General features: G+C 57.1%; 14 protein-coding genes. 8 read left to right on the top strand and 6 right to left on the bottom strand.

Features of this window, described 5'->3' with window-relative positions:
* Nucleotides 1-20 precede the first annotated feature (20 nt).
* The 4 genes from Pan189_RS12255 to Pan189_RS12270 form a co-directional block, all read right to left on the bottom strand.
* Nucleotides 21-5,729 carry a hypothetical protein gene (locus Pan189_RS12255; RefSeq protein ID WP_145364184.1) on the bottom strand — a complete coding sequence of 1,903 codons (5,709 nt, stop codon included), beginning with the start codon at nt 5,727-5,729 and terminating at the stop codon, nt 21-23.
* 5 nt (nt 5,730-5,734) lie between these two features.
* Entirely contained in the window at nt 5,735-9,043 is a 3,309-nt protein-coding gene (locus Pan189_RS12260; protein ID WP_310820384.1) for a hypothetical protein, read from the bottom strand.
* Between the two features lie 459 nt (nt 9,044-9,502).
* A complete protein-coding gene (locus Pan189_RS12265) occupies nt 9,503-10,288 on the bottom strand; it encodes an inositol monophosphatase family protein (protein WP_145364186.1) in 786 nt (261 codons plus the stop codon).
* A 56-nt stretch (nt 10,289-10,344) separates the two neighbouring features.
* Complete coding sequence (locus Pan189_RS12270; RefSeq protein ID WP_310820385.1) at nt 10,345-11,376, bottom strand: 2-hydroxyacid dehydrogenase; 1,032 nt, start codon at nt 11,374-11,376, stop codon at nt 10,345-10,347.
* 310 nt (nt 11,377-11,686) lie between these two features.
* Between Pan189_RS12270 and Pan189_RS12275 the strand changes: the two genes are divergently transcribed.
* From Pan189_RS12275 to Pan189_RS12305, 7 genes are all read left to right on the top strand, one after another.
* Entirely contained in the window at nt 11,687-12,208 is a 522-nt protein-coding gene (locus Pan189_RS12275) for an A24 family peptidase (protein ID WP_145364188.1), read from the top strand.
* A 6-nt stretch (nt 12,209-12,214) separates the two neighbouring features.
* Entirely contained in the window at nt 12,215-12,637 is a 423-nt protein-coding gene (locus Pan189_RS12280; protein WP_310820386.1) for a TadE family protein, read from the top strand.
* 93 nt (nt 12,638-12,730) lie between these two features.
* Nucleotides 12,731-13,645, top strand: coding sequence for a Flp pilus assembly protein CpaB (gene cpaB / locus Pan189_RS12285; RefSeq protein WP_145364190.1), 915 nt, complete (start codon nt 12,731-12,733; stop codon nt 13,643-13,645).
* A gap of 51 nt (nt 13,646-13,696) precedes the next feature.
* Nucleotides 13,697-14,863: a hypothetical protein gene (locus Pan189_RS12290; RefSeq protein WP_145364191.1), complete on the top strand. Its 1,167-nt coding sequence runs from the start codon at nt 13,697-13,699 to the stop codon at nt 14,861-14,863.
* Between the two features lie 65 nt (nt 14,864-14,928).
* Nucleotides 14,929-16,254 (top strand): TadA family conjugal transfer-associated ATPase, encoded by a 1,326-nt coding sequence (locus Pan189_RS12295; RefSeq protein WP_145364192.1) that lies wholly within the window; start codon nt 14,929-14,931, stop codon nt 16,252-16,254.
* 87 nt (nt 16,255-16,341) lie between these two features.
* Nucleotides 16,342-17,193, top strand: coding sequence for a type II secretion system F family protein (locus Pan189_RS12300; RefSeq protein ID WP_145364193.1), 852 nt, complete (start codon nt 16,342-16,344; stop codon nt 17,191-17,193).
* 93 nt (nt 17,194-17,286) lie between these two features.
* A complete protein-coding gene (locus tag Pan189_RS12305; RefSeq protein WP_145364194.1) occupies nt 17,287-18,441 on the top strand; it encodes a type II secretion system F family protein in 1,155 nt (384 codons plus the stop codon).
* A gap of 106 nt (nt 18,442-18,547) precedes the next feature.
* On the opposite strand, the gene Pan189_RS12310 is transcribed toward Pan189_RS12305, so the two are convergent.
* A complete protein-coding gene (locus tag Pan189_RS12310; protein WP_145364195.1) occupies nt 18,548-19,792 on the bottom strand; it encodes a Gfo/Idh/MocA family protein in 1,245 nt (414 codons plus the stop codon).
* A 53-nt stretch (nt 19,793-19,845) separates the two neighbouring features.
* Here Pan189_RS12310 and Pan189_RS12315 point away from each other — a divergent pair, with 53 nt between their 5' ends.
* Complete coding sequence (locus Pan189_RS12315; RefSeq protein WP_310820388.1) at nt 19,846-20,166, top strand: hypothetical protein; 321 nt, start codon at nt 19,846-19,848, stop codon at nt 20,164-20,166.
* Nucleotides 20,167-21,327: 1,161 nt separating this feature from the next.
* Here the strand turns inward: Pan189_RS12315 and purL are convergent.
* Nucleotides 21,328-24,237 (bottom strand): phosphoribosylformylglycinamidine synthase subunit PurL, encoded by a 2,910-nt coding sequence (purL, locus tag Pan189_RS12320; protein ID WP_145364197.1) that lies wholly within the window; start codon nt 24,235-24,237, stop codon nt 21,328-21,330.
* Nucleotides 24,238-24,249 lie beyond the last annotated feature (12 nt).

Below are 24,249 nucleotides of genomic sequence, written 5' to 3' on the forward strand. Positions count from 1 at the left end.
AATCGCGTCGCTGGAATCCATTAATTAAGACGGCGAGTCCGCAAGAACACCTGGCGCAGCATCCCGATCGCCAAGGGTACGCACAGGATTACGAGAGCGAACACGGCAGCACACACACTTCCAATCAGATTGGGATGAAAAAACCAAGTGAAAGCAGCCACTACAATCGCCGCGGAATAGGTCCATCGACGACCTTGCATCGGATCAGTGCACGCAATTCTTAAAATCAGAACAAACGCGAGCCATGCCGATATTAACCCGAGGCTCACATGGCCGACTCCTCCATCGTCATTGACCGCTCTGGATGTCAGCGTCTGAGCCGAACGATCCTCCTCCTCGCCTGCACTTAAGTTAGAAACAAGGTTTGGCGACGGAACCGGTGCCAGTCGGACAGAAATAGTTCTTGCACTGCGTTCGTACCATTTTCCCGAAACGGACTCCGGCAACTGCATCTTTTGAGATTCATCGTTCGAAAGACGATTTGCACGGCCGAACGAGAGAACCTTCGCGCCGTCGACAACGACGGCATTACGCCCGACGGACCTATCGTCCATCTGAAGCGGAGTGACCGCAATCGGCCCGCCTTTCGAAATATAATATCTTGCCGTCGCAACTCCCGCGGAATTGGCAGGAAACCGGACGAGAACCTGCGGCGCGGCGTCGTCAGGGGCGGCAAGTTCGGCTGAGCAATCCTCGCCTTCAACCGTAATCGGCCCCGTCACGTCCGTCAGCACATTCCAAGTCCATTCCGTCGACACCGTTGGCGAACGCGCAAACTGCATTTGCTGCGTCACCTCAAACAGGCCTGACTCTCTTCGATCAATAATTTGCGTCGAAAGAACCGGAAGAGCCAGTTCTTCGACTGGCGTTACATTAACTACCGGCCCTGTGATCCGGTCTCTCGATTGAGAAGCGTCAGACAGAAGAAAAGTATTTTCCCGGTCTCCTGTGAGATCGACCGTTTCGCCTCTGATGAGTTTAAAGTCACCCGAATCGATCTCGTCAATGACGAAGCCTGACCATGAATTGCACTCGATCACATATTGCTTGATTGAGTATTCCGACCGGCTGGGCTGCAGCAAAGGCAATCGGACCGAACCCCGAAACGGAACCTCTCGACTTCCGAAAATAGTGACCTCATAACCCTCGCTGGATGGGACGGTACGGAAGATCGAAAGCTGATTCCCGATAAGCGTCCATGACGCCAAACGATCTACCCCTTCGGACTGCACTGAAACACGTCGAACGTCGAACCCGGCAGGAATCGTCACGTCATCTTCAAGAACGCCAGCACGACCGCCTCGGAACTGAGCCGTCCAATTAATATTCATCCGCTGATCGACCACAACACATTGCTGCCGAACTTGAATGAGCGGATCGCCCTCAACTCTCGTCAGTTGAAGGGGCATTCGTGATGGCTTCGATTGAAGTAGCCAAACGATTTGACCGCTGTTTAGCACCGCAAACTCCAACACTTCAGGATCGGCCGGAGCCCAAGCGTCGCCCGCCACTTCCGGCAGCGAATGATTGACTTTCCAAGCGACGCCGGCAGAGACGCCAACAAAGACCCTGGCAAATAAATCATTTGAGCCATTAATCCGGATCGAGGACGGAAAAATTTCAGCAGGAATCGAAACAACTTTCGACATCCTCGCCGCGGACGATTCTTCCTTAACAGCAAGCATCAGTTCCACCGGCAACTGCCAATAGCCATCACTGGTTTCCAAATCAGCGGGCAGGGGAACAGTCATCGTGCGAATCGATGTACCGGCAGCGACATTCGAAAACGTGCCACTTCGCCAATTAGCTTCTCTCGGAATTGAATCTTTTGGAACGGGAATCGAAATTGATTTCGGTCGCCGTCGAATCTCGTTCATTTTAATATGGTAGGTAACTCCCAACATTCCCGCCGCAAGACGCACTCGGCACAAAACATCAACCGTCTCTTCTGAAATTGCAGGTTTATTCCCTAATTCAATTGCAATCTCAGTTAATCGAGATACATCTACCGTCGAATCAGAAATCTTAAGCGGTTCTGACGCCGCGAGCGGTGACTTACCGGACAAGGCCCGCACACGAATCGGCTGCTTAACACCAACAATTCGAAGGCTGGCACGCGGGACAGGCCGCAATGGCAATTGCAGATCTCGAGCAGACCCGTTCTGGCTTTGCAACGGAGCTGAAACGACAACCCTGATCTCATGCGTCTCTTGCAAGGATGATTCCGAGCGATCAACGGGCGCTTTTAAACGGACCGCCAGCTCTTCGTCATGGCGGATCAGCTCGACCGGTTCTCCGTCGAACCATGCGTCGGTCTCCTCAGTCCGGACGAGACGAGCTCCGGGTATCGCAAACCGATCACTATTTGCAACGCCAGCCAATACTTGAAATCTGGCTTCGAGTTTCATCACTTCATCGTCGATCGCCGTCAACGTATATTCGGCACTCGTGCAAATAAAGTCACGGCGAACTTCATGCGCCGCACGAAGCTGCGCCAGCGTCTTTTCTTTAACATGGACAATATTAGGAGTGTCCGGATCACGAAGAATTTCAATCGGCATCGTGGCCACGCCAGTTTTAGAATCCGGCGTGAGTAGCCGCCTTCCGTGTGAAGACTCGGCCTTCGCTACTCCGAATACCAGACCGGCAATGAACAATCCTAGCGCCGATGACCTCAATATAGATGACCGGTTTGAAACAACGGTACTTCCCTCGGAATCATCACGGGTTCGCAAAGCAGACGAACCGGAAGATAGAAGAAGCGGAATCATTAAGCTCAGCACGGTTCCGCAAAGAATCGCCGGACCAATAAAACTAAAAGGGCCCGCGATGGCCAAGCAACAGATCATGCCGGCTGCGAACGTCAGAATCGTCACGCCGCCGACAACTCGCCTTAATGAAAACACGAACATCGTTACGAGCAATGTTGAAATGAGAGCAACGGATCTATGCCGTCGCGTATCAACCGCTGCAATGGTCGTACCCTGCCTTACATTTTCGAATGTATAAGTTCTTGCTTCACTCGCATCGTCTGGGTTCGCCCATTTTACGCCGTCAATCCAGAGTTTTGTTGAACGAGGAGTACGAACTTTCCAAACGATCTCCTGCGAATCGCCGTTGACCGAAGAACGCCTTATCCTAGCTCGAGTTCCCAACAAAGTTTTCTCGACAGTCAATTTAGGCCCATCGATATCGTTGGCCGCTTGCGACTCTTCTTCTTTCGTCACACCGTCACGCCGGATATTTGCGGTCTCTACGATCGCCCCTCTTTCTTGTCGTTCGTTCTCACCGTTGCGATAGACAAAGTGCTGAGACGTTTTAACTTCCGAAAAAACACTTGTGTGGCCCCAGCGCATGGGGTCAGTCCCGAGCCCACCGCCGTTCGCAACCGATGACCAGTGGGACACGTCGGAAACGAGGACGACTGGCAAAGACCCGCGATTGACTTGCGCAGCGCGCCACAGAGTAAGTTTCGGCTGTTTTGAATCGTAGTGCAGCCGCTGCGACTCCTGCGTCAAATTTTGTTCGTCCTCCGAATCCTCCGCTTCAGGGCTAGCAAGACTCGCTCGAATCCCATCCGTTCGTGATCTTAAAAGCACAATCCCTTTCAAAGACGCACCGTCGCGACCGACGGGAAGAGGGACTGTTACCTCTTGCCCTTTCGGAGATCGCAACTCTGAGACACCAACAATCGTTTTGGTGGTGTTCTTTCCGCCGGGAATTCGCAGACGAATAGACGAATGCCGCCCTGGACGACTTATATCCGTAATCGCATTGACGACCGACACACCCTGGTTCGGATCGGTGGTCGACCACCGAACGTCAGACATTGGCCCGGTCATTTCGAGATCGAGAAACGTGTCAATCGGTTCGGCTGACACTTCCAGCCGATATTCAACAACCGTTCGCCCGGCGTCGACATCAATTGAAGTAGTAGTCTCCGCATTGAAGAGTTCACTCTTAAGTACACTTTCGACAGCCTCTTCAAATGAATCTGTATACAGCCGCATCGAGCCGGGTTGCCCACGCGTCTCCAAAGACTCACCCGAACTCCCAACTGACTGAAATGTATATTTGCTTTGAATGTTCTCCAGTGAAACACCCTGAGATTGCGTGACAATCTCGATCGGACGGCTTGGAATCGTCACTGCCGTCGCGACGATACCAAAACGCCCACTCTCACCCGGCCTCAGTTGATTCGGAAGTGCAACGACGAGCCGTCTTTCTCCCGAAGGAAGTCGGTAATCATCCCAAATCACTTTTTGATTACTCGACGTCGACAGATTAGCTTTGCCGTGACCTTGAACGTCCGCCACGTCCCATCCGTATGGAACGCGGAACTCAAGCGAAGGAAGTGCTCCCGAGGTCACCGATATATCGTATTTGCTACGACACACGAGTTGGCCCACGGTTTCACTTAATTCATGAATGGCCTCCGCAACATATCGCGGTTGCTGCTCAGACAACCGAAAGCGAAGCGACGGGTTACTCGCGAGAATATTAAAGTTAAGTCTGCTGCCGTCATCACGGGATGACAATTGCTGCATCCCTTCAGACTTCAAGTCAAACACATTTATCCCACCTGAAAGTTGCACTTCGAAAGCAACTCCTTCGGTGACTGCCTCAACTGGCATTAACATCGGCACTTCGACGAACTGATCTGTGTTGAGAAATGAATTCGTCGAGACAGTGAGTTGGGGCAATACACCGCGATATGAACGATCGAGGCGGCAATCAATAATTTGAATATTGCCTTCGGCACGTGAGATGAAACTCAACTCGTCACCGCCGAGGCTAATTTCTAACTGGCTGACAGTGTCTGGAACGCTAAACCGCAGACTGCTGACTGCATCCCGAAAAGGTCGAAGACGAAGTGACGCAACCGTCTTCACAGAATCGCGTCCGATTGTCGCCGCGACATTCCCCTCTGCCCACAACGGAATAGTCTTCTCCCCCTTCTGAACGCGGGAAAGAGTGACTACAAGTTTTGACCGTGACCCGTTGAGAATTTCCCAACGGCCTGTTCGTTCGGACGAAGAAATGAGCCGTCGAACAATACCGGACTTACTTGTCAGATCGAATTGGCTCGGAACGCTTAAGACGCCTTTCGTTACCACAGCTTCCGGAAGAGTTAATTCCAAGTCACCTTCACTGCCGATCAACTGAATCTCACTGTCCCATCGACCTGTAACGCGCCGCAACGGGCGCGGAAGCCGGGCAATCAACCGCCCAAGCCGATCGGAACCAAACGGGATATCCTCTCCGTCGACAACAACGGACCGCAAATTAACGTTAATCGTATCAGACAATACGAGTGCGCTGATCGGCTTCTGAAAGACAAGTTCGAACGAGCCACGGCATCCATCGCTACTGACGCGCCCTTCAAAACTCGATTGAGAAATTGCTGTCGGCGTTAATTGGGAAGCGTGGTTCTCGATCGATGACGACATTAGCTCAGCTAAGTGGGACATCGTCGCCGCCGTCCACTGCCCCGGCTCGATCGAATCGTCAAGTCGCCGTTCTCGAACGAACGCCATCAATGACGGAGAACTGGGGCGAATCGCTTCTACTGGGATATTTTCTTCACAGTAGCCGACTCGAGCCGAAATAGTCCATGTCAACGAGATACTCGTGTAAATCGCGAACAGAACGACTCTGCTATTTAACGAGCGGAGCGTGACTGACATATCCGTCGATCTTATTTCGCAGGAGAAACTGGTCTGATTCATACCTCTTATTCTCCCGGGAGCGACTGTTTGGACAACTCATTTGTCCGCTCCCCCGACTTCGTCAAGAACTCGCCTCTATTATCTAGAGAGCTAGATTCGTCGATAGAACCGTCCGATTTATTGTCGACAAAATCATCTATTAACGAGATGCTGCCCGATAGCTCATGATCATCTTCGACCCGGATGATCGGCGACGCGAACCGAGCACGCTGGAATTGTTCTACTGCGGCTGCAATAAGAACGATTACGGCACCTACCACAGCGGGGGGAATGAACATGAACAATCTTTCGCCGATAATAATCCATAGCGTTCCGCCGAGCCCGATCCACAAGACTGTGCACAAAGGGCTTCGCAACACCGGGTTCTTAATAATCAAAAACACGAGGAGCGCCGCCACCACAGCCCCGACGAGGAAAACGAGTGAAGTTGAAACAATGCTGAAGATAATGATGTCAGGATAAGCGGCCCCCTCAAAATTGTACCTTCGCCAATCGATATCCCGGGTCGCTCCGAATGAAATTTCGCCGTCCGTTTGGCTGAACTCTGCTGCCGGACGGCGGCTGGCTCCCGTTAACGACCAAGCCCATTCAAACATCGGTCGAAGTCCGTCGGGGTCATTCCAGAGATATAACTTCGAGGGAAGTGAAATTTCGACTGACACGTCTTTGACAGGTGCGGCCGTGACAATTCGCGGCGATTGAATTATGAAACGCTCCCACATCGATGGAGCAACGGCCTCTCTCGCCCGGAAAACGACCGTTGCAATTTTTGCGTCCGATTGCGAAGCAGCAGAAACCTTGAGATCGTCGCGTTTTACAGAAATAAATAGGCCTCCAACCGTTTCAACTATATTGGTCGCAACACGCTTTCCATCGATGTACATGGCGGTCACCTGAACCGTCTCGGGAACACTTACTATGACGGGAGTGTCAATTCCATTGCCGAACACGCCCGCAACAATTGGTTGATCAATACGGCCGACCAACTGACCGGACCGATCGAAAAGCAGTTTGATGTTCGCCCTTAATCCGAGCATCTGTGCGGGGTCAGACAGGTTTGGCCGTGAGATCTCAATAGTCAATTGCTTTGGCACGTTAACTGATGCCCACTCGATCGACGACCGGTCCTCGCTGTTGAACCGGGCCCATTCCTCGCTGACCGGGGAAACAGGCAGGAGACTACTTTCGAGCGTTCTCAATCGGCATCCACTGACACTTGCATTAACGACCTGCAGTGGTGAAGTAGTGACGGCAAATCGCGGTTCGGGACGATATAGCGGCCTCTGAGCAGTCGCAACTGAAAGGGCTTGGTCTTTAACAGTTTGCGGGTCGTTAAATGGCATTAATGGGACCGACCAGCTTGCCGTCAATTCGAACTTGCCGGACTGGAATTGACTGAACTCGACGACGATTAACTTACTTGAAGTCGTCGGTTCAATTTGACTCGACACATTGAGAATTCGACCGACCTCGTTCGTTATGACGGGCAGATGGTCGGCTAGAGAATCGTGGCGAAAGACGAGCTGATTTATCGAACCGTAGCGCACGTTGACTGAAAAGTGCTGCTCGAAAGTCGTTCGGCGAGAACCGACCGAGACACCGATTTCGGTAACAACGTCAGTAACGCGAGATCGTGGTTTAATTCTCGGGCGAACAATCGTTGAGCCTGCTTCAATTGCGTAGATCGAAGAAAGCGTGTCTCCCGATGGTGTGGTCCGAAAAGGAATGGGGGCACCTGACTCGTCGACAAGAATTGCGTCGAATCGATCAGTCGACTCGACATTGACGATGGCATTGCCGACGGTTCCGCCGATAACTTTCGGCAGCCTGATACGCTCTAAAGACTTGATGTCAGTGTCGCTGAGAATCCCGGCAAATCCGAATTCGAACTCACGAGTGTCGCCATAGTTGATTTGAAACTGCAACCGCGACTTTTCATCAGGAGCATCGGGAAAGTCGAGGACTCTCGCCCCGGCTCCTTCCTTTGGCAGTAACTGCCAATCATTCGCTCCCGGCCACGAGACTTCAATTTCTTCCAAGTCGCCGCGAAGAATGCTGCATCGAAATTTGCAATTAATCTCTACCTGTTCTTCGCTAAAGCGGAGCGTATATGCCGGGCGAACGAGCCAGGCAGGTGTGACGCGTCGTGCTTCAAAGGCGAACCGAAAAGGCTGGTTTAAGAATTCGAATGCCGCACTGCCGGTCGCGAAACCGCTGTCTCGCACGTCTATTTTCTGAACATTCCGACTTCTTTGCCGATTGAAAAGGAGGTTGAAGTCGCGTGATTGGGTTAAGACGATCACACCTTTGTGGGATCGCTTCGGCACACCGTCTACTTGAAAACCGTCGAATTCGACGGCAACCGACGGTTGTTCTGTATTTTCGAGGGGCCGCTCCAATTGCCAATCAATCTCGAGCGTTCCCGCGGCCGGTTCTTGCAGCAAGACCTCTGCAAACACTTGCCCGTCTTCGGTCGTGACGGTGTAACCCGCGACCAAACGTCCTACCGCTTCCCGCACAGTGAACCCAGCCGGCAATGAAACCTTAACGCGTTCGATCGGGCCATTCGTCGATTGCAGCCTTTGGAGGGCCTGCACGCGGATTGTCTCCGCAACGACCGCCACGGAAATTGAGGTCGAAACTTTTAATGTCTCCGCTTCGCCCGATTGATCGGCAAGGCGTTGCCATTCGACGGCAAACTCGTTGCCAAATCCGGCCATCTTGAATGAATTCGGCTCATCGGCCGATCGCTCGGTGATGATTCCACGTGCACCGGCCTGCCGGGCAATGTCGGTGACGGGCTCTTCAAACTTAAGTTTCGCCGTCGACTTGGCCGGTGTCGTTGGAAAGCCGATGCGAAGGCCCCTGCGGGACGCCTTTCTTTCCACTCTCACGAGCACATTGAGCACGAGCGTATGGGTTCCGCGACCTGAAAAATCGAAAACGTATCCCTCTGACGCATCAAGGCTGCGGAACTTGGCGGAGCCCGGTCCGTCGTATCGCGTCGAGGTCAGAGTAGCGGTCGGTATGCCCAACAGGACGGGGTGAGGTCCTTCGTGCGAATCAATCTGTATGCTGTATCGGACGGCGAGTTCGGCCAGCTTGTCCCCAATGGCTCCGGTCAATTCGATATTTTCAATCGTTGCTGGAGGGCGTTCTCGTTCTTTGAGCCACGTGTAGAACTGCTTTCGTGTCGCATCGCTGAATAACTCAGGAGGTCTTTTCTCACTTCCAGATGGGCTAGCCGATCTCGAATCAACGCGTGCCGGGGCACCGGCATTATCGGAATCTTGGGCGAGCAGTGAAGTCGGCAATAAGGTCGTCGCTGCGAACAATTGAGCCAAGATCGCCAGTGATTGCCAATGAACGGTCAATCGCCGACGAGAGCATTGAGATGTCGTTCGAAGCTTGCCGCTCACGTGTCGACCGCGTATTGAAGAAACCATATCAAAAAACCCCGCAGAATATCTGCAGGAGAAGTCGCTGCCGCTGCAGAGCCGGTTCAAATCGAGTCCAATGATCGATCCGCAACCTCTTTCTTAAGACGACCATACTCGAGACGCCACTGACCGAGCCCTCACGGTAAGGTCGCGACCGAGATGGCTCGTGGGGATCACGAACTCGCTTACCGTCGTTGGCTCACAACGACGACGGACGATCACAAGGCGAGTATGAAGGAGCCTGTGTCCACAGTTCAATCGCTGAAGCCTGTGCCGTCGATTAATATTATGAGGAACGGTCGTAGCTGAGAACGGCCGATTCGTGTCGTTTTCTTAAGAAAGGCTGAGTACGGCGACCAACTCGTCGTGAATAGCCGTTCCGTTCGTTACAAGCAGGTCCGGCACGCCGACATCGAAAGCGGCTCCGTCCAACTTCGTTACGGTTCCACCGGCCCTGCGGGTAATAACGACGCCACCGGCCATGTCCCAAGGCTTTAAACTGCTTGACCAAAAGCCATCGAGGCGGCCGCACGCGACATAGCAGAGATTCAGCGCAGCCGACCCGGTCCGTTGGACATTCTCTGCAGCGGGGAGGGCGACTAGAAATCGACGAACGGCCGGGTCGGCTGGGTCCGTGTTGCGAGGCAAGCTGGCGACTAGCAGCGATTGGCGAAGTTGCGGAATTGTCGACGTCGAGATCGCGTTGCCGTTGAGCAGGGCCGGACTTGTTGAGGTCGCCTCGAATAACTCTTCGCGAATGGGATCGTAAACGACGCCCAGGCTCAACTCGCCGTCAATTTCAAGGCCAATAGAGACGCAGTAATAGGGAAAGCCGTGAACGTAGTTCGAGGTGCCGTCCAATGGATCGATGATCCAGCGAAAATTGGCTTCCTTCGACCGTGACGGCTGGGAGAGGCCTTCTTCGCCAAAGAAGCCGTGATCGGGAAATTGCTCGGAAATCAATTTCTGGATGACGTCCTGCGACGCAAAGTCGGCCTCCGTCACAACATCGGCTCGACCTTTCTCAGTCACAGAAAATCGATCCGACCACGACAGCAGGACCTCTCCCGCAGCCACGGCGGCCTGTTTTGCAACATCCAGGTATTCAGCAGGCTCCATCCGTGACTCCTCAACATTCCGTATTCGTTTCTTGACTCACAACGCCGCTGAATGCGTCACGAAGGGGGATTCACGCAGTGCGGCATCGGCTCATCCGCGAGCGCACGCAAGACGTTCTCAGCCGCGATATCGGCCATCGCGGCGCGGGTGTCCACGGTCGCGCTGCCGATGTGCGGGATCACGACGCAGTTCTGCAGGTCGAGCAGGGGGTCGTCGGCGGGAATCGGCTCGGGGTCGGTCACGTCGAGTCCGGCCGCCGCGATTTCGCCGTTCGTGAGTGCAGCGGCAAGGTCGTTTTGATTGTGGATCGATCCGCGGGCCGTGTTAATGAAGACGGCTGTCGACTTCATCTTTTGAAACGCCGATGCGTCGAACAGGCCGCTTGTCGAATTATTCAGGTCGCAGTGAACCGAGATGAAGTCGGACCGGGTCAGCAGTTCGTCCATTGAGACATAGTCGGCATCGAATTCCCCTTCGGCTTCCGGTTTCGATGAACGGCTTGTGTAGAGCACATCCATGCCCCAACCGCCGTGGCAACGACGGGCCATCGCTTGACCGATCCGCCCCAAACCGACGATGCCGATCGTCTTCCCGACCAAGTCAAGGCCGATAAAGCCGAGCGGTTCCCATGTCTTCCATTTGCCGTCGTGGACCGATCGTTCACTCTCTGATATGCGTCGCGCACAGTTTATTAATAGAGCGAAGGCGATGTCGGCTGTTGCATCAGTCAGAACGCCCGGTGTGTTGCCGACCCGAATGCCGCGTCGCGTCGCTTCTTCGACATCAATGTTGTTAAAGCCAACGGCATAATTGCTGACGACCTGCAATTGCGGTCCGACTCGGTCCATGAAATCGGGGTCGATGGCATCAGAGAGCATCGACAGCACGCCGTGACATCCGGCTGCACGCGTGCAAAGCGTCTCGCGATCAGGCGGCAGATCGCCTTCCCAGATATCGACGTCGCACAATGTGCGTAATCGCTCCAACCCGTTCTCCGGAATGCGGCGGCTGACGAAAACGCGGCGTTTGGAATCTTCGGCCATCAAAGTGCGGTCAGGGTAAGTAGGAAAATTCGGATGGGTTTTCATCCGACAACTTGAGTCCGGACGGAGCCTATCAGCGCAGATTCTGAGAAGCCAGTTGTGGTCGGATCAGGTCTTCCGGTGACGCCGGAAATGCGTCTCGGTCCGATTGTCGGGCTTGTGAGGGTTTCGGCAGCCCGGGCGCGTAAGGATTGCAGGCAATTTGTACAAGCTCGGCAACACCGCCGCTTCCGCTTTGCAACAGGATGTATGGTTTCAACACCCGTCGAATCGAAACGGCGACCTCGCGTTGCCGGTTTGCAACAGGTTTCGACCGGCCGGGTCAACGAATTCAACCATCGAGCAGTGATACGCGATGCCCGAGTCCATCCTACAACTCGCCGTGCTCCTCACCGGTCTGGCCGTTTACTCGGTCATCACTTTGGTGACGGATATCCGCTATCACCGCATTCCCAACAAAGTGACCGTCCCGATGTTCGCGGCCGGTTGGATCTACCAACTCGCCTTTGCGGGCCTGCCGGGACTGGCGGACGGAGGCCTCGGCTTTCTAGCCGGGTTCGGCATTTTATTCATCCTCTGGATGATCGGCGCGGCCGGCGGAGGCGATGTCAAACTGATGGGCGGCCTGAGCGTTTGGCTCGGCTGGCAGCCGACGCTGATCGTGCTCGCCATCAGTGTTCCGCTCGTCGTGTTCTTCGGACTGGCACGACTGGCATTCAATTGGATGCAGAAATTATTCAGCGGAGCCTCGGACGACGAAAGTCCGACCGCTCCGAAACGAGCGAGTACTCGCGTGATGCCTTTCGCGGTACCCGTCGCCCTTGCCGTCTGGACCTTCGTGGGATGGTCGACCTATCTCCAACTCGCGACCGGATGAATGCCCATGCAAACTCAAAAACTTAACTCGACTCGAAGAGTCCGCCGCCGCCCGCTCCGCGGGATTCTGAGCGCGGAACTCATTCTTGCATTGCCTGTCCTGTTGATGGTCGGGGCGATGATGTTCGAGATCGGCATGTTGCTGCACGCCCGGGGGGTCGTCGTCGATGCCGCCCGCAATGGTGCCAGACATGCCAGCTATGTCGACATCGAACCGGAATCGGTCAGAGAACACACGCTCCGCTCGCTCGGCCCGTTCATGAGCCGCTTCGCGGACGTCAGTGTTCGTTCGGCCGAGCGGACCGGCGACCCGGTCGAAGTCGTTGTGCGTGTGCCCATGCAGGCCGCCGCGCCGAATCTGCTGTGGCCCTTCGGTTTCGACCTACGAGGTCGAGAGCTGATTGCTGCGACGAAAATGACCAAAGAATAGCTGACTGAAATCACACCAACACCGACGAACCCGTTACCCAACTCACATCGCCGAATCCACTGGCCGACGCGACTTTACCCGGGAGATTGAATCATGCGGTTTACACCCGCCCTGCTCGTACTGATTATGTTCGTCGTGGTCGGCGGACTCATTGCCGCATACGTGGCGAAGACCATTTTCGCCAGTGAAGAAGCGCCGGCCGAAGAAGAACGCCGGACAATTCCGATGGCCGCCGGCGACATCAAACCGGGCACGTTTATTACGGAAGCCCACATCGCCGACGGACTCATCCCGCCCTCAGAAATTGACGGTTCGATGATCCTGCGTCAGCAGGTGGTCGTCGGTCGTTACGCGAAAGAAGCGATCCCCGCTCGTTCGCCATTCCGCCTCGGCGATCTCCAGGACCCTGGCTATCGCCCGAGCATTCAAGTCAAAGAAGGCATGCGAGCCGTTTCCGTCGGCATCAGCGATAGCAGCGACGTCGTCGAAGGGCTACTCGATCCGGGCGACTTTGTCGACGTTCATATGACCGTCAGCAATCACCCGGATCGACGGATTCGTGGCGGCCTGACGATGACGCTGTTCCGCGGTGTCAAAATCCTGGCCGTCTCAAGTCGCTCGGGAGTCGCCGACTCGCCCACGGCGATCACGCTCGAACTGACGCCCGAACAGGCCAACATCATGATTCTCGCCCGTGACCGTGGCGACATCACCCTGACGTTGAACCCGGACGGTCTCGGGACCGGCGTCGTCGATGTTCCCGAAAGCGATCGGGCCACGCTCGAGCAGATTCTCGGTCTTCGCCCCACGCCCGAACCGGAACCGCCGCTCGAGATCGAGCATTTCGACGGCTCGCGACGCGATGTTCTTTACTTCAACGATGGACGCCGCGTGTGGCGGTCACAGATCGACACTCCGGGCAACGACCTGAACTACAACCCTATCAACGGTCGGCCTGACCGAGAACCGGCTCCCAAGGACGAGAAGAAAGTCGCACCGACGGCTTAGTAATCTACCGCTTCAATCGGACCCGACCTCCGCAGCATTCTGATAGAAATCATGACCAAGCCCACGAAACAAGAGCGAAAACCATGCGGTCGCAATCAGCGACGCGGCTATGCCGCGCTGCTGATCGTGGCAGCCGTTTTCGCATCGTTGGCACTGTGTGGTTACGTCGTGGAAAGCCTTTGGCTGCGGACGGCGAAGCAAGAATTGAAGAATACGGCGGAGGCGGCGTCATTGGCCGCCACTCGTATGTTGCACACCGACGATCGCCTGCGGGCCGACGTTGATTGGACTTCGATCCGTGAGCGCGCATCTTACGCCGCTCGCGAGGTCGCATTTTCGAGCCGCGTCGCCGGGGGTTCCGTCCCACTCGACGATCGACCCAACCGGGACGTTCGGTTTCTTGACGATGCCAATCGACTCAGCAATGTGGGCGACTGCAGCCACGCCGTCGTCACCGCCCGACGAACCAAGTCCAACGGGCGACCGATCCCGCTGATCTTCGGACCGTTCTTCGGCAAGTTTATGCTCGACATGGAAGCAGTCGCCGAATCGCAAGCCAACCACCGCCTTTCCGGTTTGGCAGCGACACGGCATATCGACATTCCCGCCTTCCCGTTGGCGATCCGATTTGCAGACGATGACGCGATCCCGACAAATGATTGGACCAGCGCGATCACTCAGCGCCGCGGGAACGATGAGTGGAGCTACGACCAAGAGAGCGGAACATTTCAGCCCGGCGCCGATGGCATTCCGGAACTCCAATTGAGCGTCGCCGTCGCCTCACCGGATGAAACGACGAATGCCGTTGCGGTCGACTTCTCCGCCGGCAACCCAGACGACCGGCCTTCCGGTCTCTCGGCCGAAGACCTCAGCGAATTCGGCGAGGAATTGCGATTTTTCCCGCGTGATCCGCGACTCGACGCCGTTCCGATCGACACGAATCTTGCGGAGCTTGGGAACGCGATCGAGTTGGGAGCAGGACGAATCGTGTTCCTCTATGAAGGTTCGCAGGCGGCATCAACCGGCGCGATTCGTCTCGCCGACTTCGCCGCGATCCGGTTCGTCGATCTCATCGCGGCTGACGACGGCTCCCTGCGGGCGATCGTCCAACCGACGATCGTCGCGACGCCGACCGCCATCCTGGCAAAGCGTGATTCCGAATCGTCCGACCTGCCGGCTCCGAACCCGTACGTCTGCAAGATCTATCTGAGCTACTGATTCCAAACGAACCCTCAGACATTCAAATCCCGACCCGATCACCCTCGCGATAACAGGCGACCGCCATGGTTACCAAGACAGAAACTCAGACCACGAACGGACAGGGACTTCCGACCCGGGAGTTCCAACGGGTCAAGACGCGCATCCATCACCGTATGGTCGACGCGATCGACATGTCGAAGGCGGGCGATCTGGATGAAGCCGACCTGCGACGCCAGCTCACCGCCCTCGCCACGCACCTGTGCGATCAGGAAGACGTCGACCTTTCGTCCGAGCAGCGCGACCGCATGGTCCGCGAGATCATGGACGAAATCTACGGTTTCGGTCCGCTCGAACCACTGATGAGCGACCCTGCCGTCAGCGACGTGCTCGTCAACGGTCCTCACAGCGTGTTCGTCGAGCGGAACGGCCGGTTGGAACAGACCGACGTCGAGTTTGCTGACCAGCAGCACCTGCTCGAAGTCATCCGTCGCCTTGTCGGTCGAGCCGGCCGTCGGATCGATGAAGTCTCGCCGATGGTCGATGCCAAACTGCCGGACGGCTCACGACTGAACGCGGTGATTCCACCGCTGGCCCAGAAGGGGGCGACGGTTTCGATTCGCCGCTTCCGCACTCACCAATTGCAGTTCGACGACATGGTGGAGATGGGGACCCTCGCCCCCGCCATGGCCGACTTCCTGAAATTCGCCGTGGCCGGCCGCCTCAACATCCTGTTCAGCGGTGGTACCGGTGCCGGTAAAACGACCATGCTCAATAACGTGAGTCGTTACATTCCGACGTCCGAGCGTGTTGTCACCGTTGAAGAAACAGCGGAACTGCAGTTGCAGCAACCCGACGTCGTCTCGCTCGAAGCCCGTCCGCACAACGTCGAAGGCAAAGGCGAAATCACGCTGCGAGATCTCGTCAAGAACAGCCTGCGGATGCGGCCCGACCGTGTGATCGTCGGCGAAGCCCGCGGCGGCGAAGTGCTCGACATGCTGCAGGCAATGAATACGGGCCACGACGGCTCGATGAGTACCGTCCACGCCAACGATTGCCGCGAAGCCCTCGACCGTATCGAACTGATGATCGCCCTCGCCGGGGCCGAGTTGCCCAGCTCCGTCGCGCGACGCTACGTCGCCAACGCGTTGGACATCATCGTTCACGTGAGTCGGCTCAGTACCGGCGAGCGGAAGATCACGCGAATCTCGGAAGTCGTCGGAATTGAAGACGGCGATTACGTCGTCGAAGACATCTTCGTCTACCGGATGACCGGTGTGAAAGACGATCGGGTCGATGGGGCCTTCTACGCCACCGGCCACGAGCCGCGCGTGCTGGGCCGACTGGCCGCCAAAGGACATGACATCCCGACCGACCTGTTCGTCGCGCGGGAACTGGAATTGAAAAAGTAGGAGCAAGGAGCATCGAGCAGAAGGCGCATCCCTTGCCCCCTCCGCTCTTCGCTTTCCCCTCACGGCTTCTCGAAATCAGGCATAGCAATGGCGACCGCAGCCCCTATCAAATCAAAACCCGAATTTGCCGGCATCTTGCGCGAACGCAACGAGTTCGCCCAGGGCGACAGCGGGCAAACTTCGGACAAGATTAACAGCAGCTTTGACAGCCTGATGCTGCAATCAGGCCTGGGCATGTCGCCCGGTCTGATGCTGGCCGTCATCGTTTGCTCGGCGCTGGCGCTCGCCGGTGTCGCGTTCGTCGTTCAGGAAAACCTGCTGACGACCGGTATCGCGTTCTTTGTCGGCGGCGTGTTGGCCGTGCTGGCGTTGTTTGCCGTCAGGGCCCGGCGGCAGAAGAAGATCATGGGACAGATCCCGGACATGGTCAGCGAGTTGGCTCGCGCCGCTCGCACAGGACGCAGCCTCGAAAGCTGTTTGCAAACCGTCGCCGAAGACACGCCTTCGCCGCTCGGGGATGAATTGAGAATCGGAACCCGTCGCATGGCGATGGGTGTACCCGTTGCCGACGCATTACGAGATCTGCCGGAACGGACGGGCGTCAACAGCTTGCACGTTTTCGTGATGGCCCTCGCGCTGCACAGCGAAACGGGTGGCGACCTGGTGCGGATCCTCGAGCGACTCGCCCGCGCCGTTCGCGATCGAATCGGCTTCCTCGGACGGCTACGAGCGGCCACCGCCGCGAGTCGTGCGACGGCGATCCTGATGCTCGTCGTTCCTCCGGCGATCGTGCTGTTCTTCATTATTCGCGACCCGAACTACCTGACCGACCTGTTCGACAGCTTCTGGGGCCGGTTGGTGACGGTGCTCGCAATCATCCTTCAGATCGTCGGCAGCCTGTGGGTTCTGATGATCCTGAACCGCAGCCGTCGAACATAGACCACACAAGCCGGCGACATACGCCGCTCAACGAGTCATTGAAATAATTCTCGACGGCCGATGCCTCGGGACTAAGAGAAACGGGATGGAATCATGACCACTCAGACAATCTTCAATCTGGTTTACATCATCGGCGCAGTGGTCATCCTCGCCACGATCGTGCCGGTCGTGGTGAAGTGGTTCCGTCGTTCTGAAAAGAAAGCGGATCAGGCTCAGGCGGAACGCGTAGAGTCAGCCGCGCGACCGGAACCGGTGCGCCAGCAGGTCAACGAACCGGCTTACGCGATGGCCGGAGCGAGTGACGAGCCGGAGTCGAACCCGCATTGGCGGTCTCGACTCTTTGAAGAGTCGGCTCACAACGAAGCCCGCGAAGCAAAGCTCGATCCGGAAGACGTGCCGGTGCAGGGCGACGGCGACTATGCCTTCGGCGGCGCAACCACCACGCTCGCTTCAATGCTGCCGGAGACCGAAGAACGACATCACGGCTGGCGCAAAGTCCTCCGGACGGCCGGCTATCTGTCTCCCCACGCCTGGCAGAACTTCACCGCGTTTCGCTTTCTCGCGGTCGTCATTCCGCTCGTGCTGCTCGGGGCTTTATTGATTCTGGTTCCGAAAGCCTTCGAGATTCCAGTACTGATCGCGATCCTGCTCGTCCCGGCAATCTGCTGGGCGGCGGTCGGCTTGTACGTGCGGAACAAGGCCGCCGATCGCAAACTTCGAATTGAACAGGGACTGCCCGACGCCGTCGACATGCTCAACATGTGCGTCAGCCAGGGCCTGACGATTCCGCAATCGTTTGAGAAAATCGCACGGCAGATCAAACCGGCCTATCCGGACCTCGCCAAAGAATTTCAGATTATCGTCGAACACGCCCGCGTCGGATCTCTCCCGCAGGCATTGGAAAACTTCGCCGATCGTGTCGACGTACCGGAAGCCCGTTCGCTGACGGCACTGCTGACGCAAACGGATCGTATGGGTACGAGCGTGTCGCAGTCTCTCTCGGACTACTCCGACAGCGTACGCGACGACCTCAAACAGCGGGCCGATGAGAACGCGAACAAAGCAGGCTTCAAACTCCTCTTCCCGACCGTGCTGTGCCTGATGCCGGCGGTCTACATGTTCCTGCTCGGTCCGGCGATCGTCGAACTGAACAACTTCCTCCGCGAAGGCGGCCGCGAACTGCTCGACGACAGCCGAGCCGCGATCCAGGAAACCGGTATCCAGAACGACTCACGAATCACCCGCTAACAAAGCAACAAACAAGCCGCGCACGAAGTAAGCGGATCCCGGCGGGGACGACGTCTCCCTCAATCGATCCGCTTACTTCGTGCGCGGCTTGTGTATCTTTAATTCGCTATCCGATTCGAATCTCGCGTGCTTCGCGAAACGCCTGATTGCCGAGATGGCACAGCCGGGTCGAGAGTGACGTCGATTCATAGTCGAACGCCGTTTGACGTGACCGGATCGATTCAAGAAATGACCGGAGATAAGAGCGGGGATCGAACCCGATCGACCGACCCGCCGTCGCCTCGCCATCGATGACTTTCCAACCGCCTCGATCGAGGATGAGCGTCCCCTTGGTGCCGTAAAACGCTACGGCCGCATTGCGTCCTTCCGGACCGCGGCGACTCCACTCGCGGTGCTCCCATTGGATGATCCGATCGCCGTAGTCATAGGTCACATTCAGCGAATCAGGCGTCTCTTGCGGCGGGGCCGCCGTTAATCCTGCTGCCGTCACGCGTGTCGGCAGCGTAACCCCGAGGCCGAGCGCCGCGACGTCGAGCAAGTGCGGCCCCCACAGCCCGAGTTCCCCGCAGCCGTAGTCCCAAAAGCTCGACCAGTTGCGGTGAAATCGATTCGCATTGAACGGCCGAGGCCCGGACGGGCCGAGCCACGCGGCGTAGTCAACGCCGTTCGGTTCGGCCGAGTCCGCCCGCTGCGGGATCGGCTTTCGCATGTTGACGGCCCAGGCCTTCGCCAACCGAACGTGACCGATGTTGCCGCTCCGCAGGTAATTCATCGCCTCGGCGAAGGCCGTGCTCCCACGCTGAGACAACCCCACACAGACAATGCGGTCGTTGGCTTCGATCGTTTCGCTCAGCCCGTCTAACTCCGCGAGTGTTCGCGTCAGCGGCGGCTCGACGTAAACGTCTTTGCCCGCTTCGACCGCATCGCGGATCATCTGCGCGTGCCAGTGATCGGGCGTCGCGATCGCGATGGCATCGATCTCAGGCGCGTCGAGAATGCGGCGGTAGTCAGACTCGATCCCCGGCGCGACCCCCGATTGTTCCGCCAACTCGCGAGCTGTTCGAGTCATCACGGACGCGTCGACATCGCAAACCGACGTGACGCGACAGCCCTCGATGGCGGCGAAGGACTTCGCGAGCGGGCGCCCCTGATGGCGCACGCCGATCACCCCGAGCCGGACAGGTTGATCCTGATCGTGCGGCCCGGCCGCAGCGCTCTGCGCGAAGGCTACACCACCCGCCACGGCCCCGGCCGCAGTGCGTGCTCCGTCGCCCAGAAATTGTCGCCGATTGACGCCGATTCGCCCCGCAAGCGGGCCCGCCGGACGCTTTGATGTTTCGTGATCGCTCATGCCTCAAGTATACCGCGCCTGAGGGCGGTTACGAATGTCCGAAGTTCGTCGCTATGCTACGCGAAATGAAATCGGGAGACTCGATGCGATATCTGGACACAATCCGCTTCACCCTCTGCGGCGCCGCAATCCTGCTCGCCGTGACGATCGTCGCCGCCATCGTCTGGGCGATTCTCAGCCGCGTCGGCGACCCGGCGGGAACGGGAGGCGCCTTGGCCGTCACCGCCACTGCGGGAGTGCTGCTGGGGATCGACCTACTGGTGCTGCTCGCAGCGACGGCACTGGCCGTGCTTCAAATGTTGAGTGGCCCGGACACCGTCCGGGTCGCAAAGCGACCAGAGGACTCAGCTGCGGATTCCGACCCAAGGAAGTAGCCCGGCCTTTCATGGCCGGGTACCAACAGGCACAAGATGCTGTTCGAGAATCTCCCGATTGACCGGAGACTGAGGCCTCAACGGAACGTTTTCGAACGACATCTTGTCGCTACGCGACCCGGCCGCCAGCGACGGCCGGGCCACCCGCGCAACTCAGGTATTGAAACCGGCTCCAGACTATCGAACTTCCGACGTGTAATAGCACTCCACAATTCTGTAGCCGCTCGCACGACCGTGACCAACAAGCTTCTCTTCGCCTGGACGAAGTGAGAGACGAAGTGAGAAACGGCGCAATGGCACTGAACCATATGCGGGACCGATAGTAACCACCATTGATCTGTTCGAATTGTTTTGACAGTACACCTCAGTCCATCCTCCCGAAAACTGCCCCCTTTTACGCACCTCAAAGAATCGGACGGACCACGAGGCGGGCAAAATCTTCTCTTTCTGGCGCCCCTGCGGGTTAGCTTGCTTGTCTGTCTTCCAGTTTTGACCAAAACCCGACCATTCCCAAATCCTGAACTGCTCGCCATCATTTTGGGCTATCATCTGCAGGCGACCATCATCCGAAACCCAAGCCTTTCGTACTGACGTGTTGTCACCCGTTAGCGGCTTCCATCGGCCAATCGATTCGAACTGCCAAACTCGACTAGTGTCACCATCGTTAGTCGCGTGAATGTACGCCGTACCACTTTTCATCAGCAAGCTGTGTACGTGCGTATTACGGCCGGTTGCCCTGATTTTCTTTCCCTCAGTAATCACAAAAACTGTCTCCCCATGCTTGACGAATGTATCCGCGTGCGCAGGGACTGTGAGGCCAGCCAAAAATAAGCAAGAAATAATTGTAAGACAATTCATTCCTTGTTCCTTTCATAACATTGTTCCTGGACCTTTAGCGGAAAAACGATAAGTAGAGCAATGTACGGAAACAACTGCCTAATTACGAAAACTTGAATTTTATCGAATGAGGATGATCGGCAGGTGGCTGGGGTCGGGCGCGAATCATACAATCGCTCCCGATCACGTCGCGACACGTTGAAGAATACTCAAGTCGCCCGCCCCCAGTGTCAGGGGCGTTCACCGGCTCAACGCTCACACCGCGTTCGCTGGGGGCGGCTCTGCGAGACCGTCCCCAGCCACCCGTCGCAGTTTCAAACCCGTCTACCAGCTTAAAGGACCCTGCCAAGCCTCCTTTAATTCCTCCAACGGTGAATTGATCCGCACTCGGCCTTCGGCATCGGTAACTCGCACGGAAGAACTACCGGTAACCTCACCCAGTCTCACGCAGGGCAATCCAGCAAATCGGGTCTCGAACTCTTCCGCCTTCGAGGCTCTAACTTCGATCAGGAATCGGGTCGGGCTTTCGGCGAAGAGCAGGGCGGTCGGGTCGACGCCGTCCGGGAACGTCAATTCTATGCCCAAGCCGCCGGCGAAGGCCATTTCTGCGGCCGCTGCGGCGAGGCCGCCTTCGCTGAGGTCGTGGCAGCTTCGGACCGTTCCTGTATGAATCGCTTCATGGACGGCAGCGAACACCTTCGGGGCACGCTCCAGGTCGACCTCCGGTGGAGCACCGCCCTCAATTTGATTTACTTTGAAATAGTGGCTGCCGCCTAACTCAGTTTTCGTTTCACCGACGAGATAGATCGCATTGCCCGCGGACTTCAGGTCCATCGTGACGGCGGCGGACACGTCATTAATTTGACCGATGGCACTAATTAAGAGCGTGTGCGGAATGATCACCGTCTGCCGGATGCCGTCCGCATCAATATAGGAGAACTCGTTATTAAGACTGTCCTTACCGCTGATAAAGGGAGCCTTAAATGCAACGGCTGCTTCCTGACAGGCCAGCGCCGCACGCACGAGTGCTCCGAGCGTTTCGGGGCGTTCGCAGTTGCCCCAACAGAAGTTATCCAGAATCGCAATCCTTGACGGATCGGCTCCCACCGCGACGGCATTTCGAATCGCTTCATCAATCGCGTTGGCGGCCATAATCCCCGCGTCGAAATCGCCGAGGCCGGACGTGATGCCGCACGACACGACGATACCGCGCGAGGAATTCAAATCAGGCCGAACGACGGCGGCATCGGAGGGGCCGTCTTCCTGAATACCGACCAACGGCTTAATCACACTTCCCGACTGCACCTCGTGATCATATTGCCGAATGACCCACTCCTTACTGCAGACGTCGAGCGATCCGAGAATCGCTTTCAGATCGCTATCGTATCGGTCTTTCGATGGAAGGTTCAGCTGTGGAAATTTCGGCTGCGTGAATGTCGCCTCGCGAATGACCGGCGGGCGACCGTCATGCAAGAACGTCATAGAGAGATCGCAGACCTCGTTGCCGTCATAGTTCAGCACGAGGCGGCCGGTGTCGGTAAATTCGCCGATCGCGGTCGCCTCGACACCTTCGGACGCACACAGGTCGCGGAACTCCTCCCAATTTGAGGGCGGCACCGAGAGGACCATTCGCTCTTGGGCCTCGGAGATCCAAATCTCCGTGTAACTGAGGCCCTCGTATTTCAGCGGGGCTTTCTCGAGATCGACTTGTGCGCCGGTCTCTTCGCCCATCTCTCCGACGGCGCTGCTGAAGCCGCCGGCGCCGCAGTCGGTGATGGCGGAATAGAGATTGCGATCTCGCGCGGCGAGGACGACGTCGGCCACCATCTTCTCTGTGACGGCGTCGCCGATCTGTACGGCTCCGCCGGAGACCACTTCGCTCTCTTCGGTCAGCTCCGCCGACGAGAACGTCGCTCCGTGGATTCCATCTTTTCCGGTCCGACCGCCGACGGTTACAATTAAGTCGCCGGGAGAAACTTTCTTTTCGCATTTATCGACCGGAATCGTGGCGACGTTGCCGCAGAACACGAGCGGATTCCCGATGAATCGCTCGTCGAACAGCACGGCACCGTTGACCGTCGGGATTCCCATGCGGTTGCCGTAGTCGCGCACGCCGGAGACGACGCCTTCCATGATGGCCCGCGGATGCAGCACGCCCTTGGGCAGTGCGTCGGCAGCGATCTCGGGAGGGGCGAAGCAGAAGACGTCGGTGTTGCACACGGGACGACCACCCAGCCCTGTGCCGAGCGAATCGCGAATCACGCCGCCGATGCCGGTATTCGCGCCGCCGTAGGGCTCCAAGGCCGAGGGGCGATTGTGTGTTTCGACTTTGAAACTGACATTGAGCGTGTCGTGAAACTTGACGATGCCGGCGTTGTCTTTGAAGACACTGACGCACCAGTCCTCGCTGCCGAGATCACGGCGAATCTGCTGAGTCGCCGCGAAGATCGTCTCCTTGAGCATATTGTCGAACGACACTTCGCGGGTCTGCTCGCCCACTTGCTCCCGGTAGCGGATGCGACCGGCGAGCGTTTTGTGCGAGCAGTGCTCGCTCCAGGTCTGAGCGATCGTCTCCAATTCACAATCGGTCGGTTCTCGATCGAGTTCCCGGTAGTGAGCCTGAATCGTCCGCATCTCGTCGAGGCTGAGGGACAATTGCATGTTGCGACTGAGGGCCAGAAGTTCCTCATCTGAGAGCGTGCCCAAAGTCAGTTTGACGAGTTCGAACTGGTACGGGCTGCCCAGCGCGATGGAATCGAGTTGGAGCGGGCCGAAGAAGACGCGTTCGATCGCATCGTTGGCGAGCACCTTCGACGCGAGACGGTCGATCGCCGCTTGCGGAACGTCACCATCGAATCGGTACTTCCGTCCGGCCGCGACCGCATCGACATCGAGTCCGGAGGCGCGGAACATCTGCCGGGAACTGGAGCCGACATTGTCCGTGACGCCGGGTCGCGGCAATACGGTCATCAAAGTGCCGGAGCCATTTCCCTTGGAGGAACCGTCATCTGGCAGTGCCCTGAGTTCAAATTGCTCGACGACCGGATCGGTCAGCCGTGCGGCGATGTCGGTGCGGACGCGAGATTCGTCCTCCCCGCCCTCGATCAGAAACGATCGTGAGGCCGCCACTGGAGGTAGCGTGTCGATCCCGATTCGCCGGGCCGAAGTCAGCACACGTTGAGCTTCGCGATCGGGTTCGCCGTCGCGCGGCCGAATTTCAATTTCCCACAACATAGTTTACATCCG

It is taken from the genome of Stratiformator vulcanicus (assembly GCF_007744515.1).
In the GTDB taxonomy this organism is placed as follows: Bacteria; Planctomycetota; Planctomycetia; order Planctomycetales; family Planctomycetaceae; genus Stratiformator; species Stratiformator vulcanicus.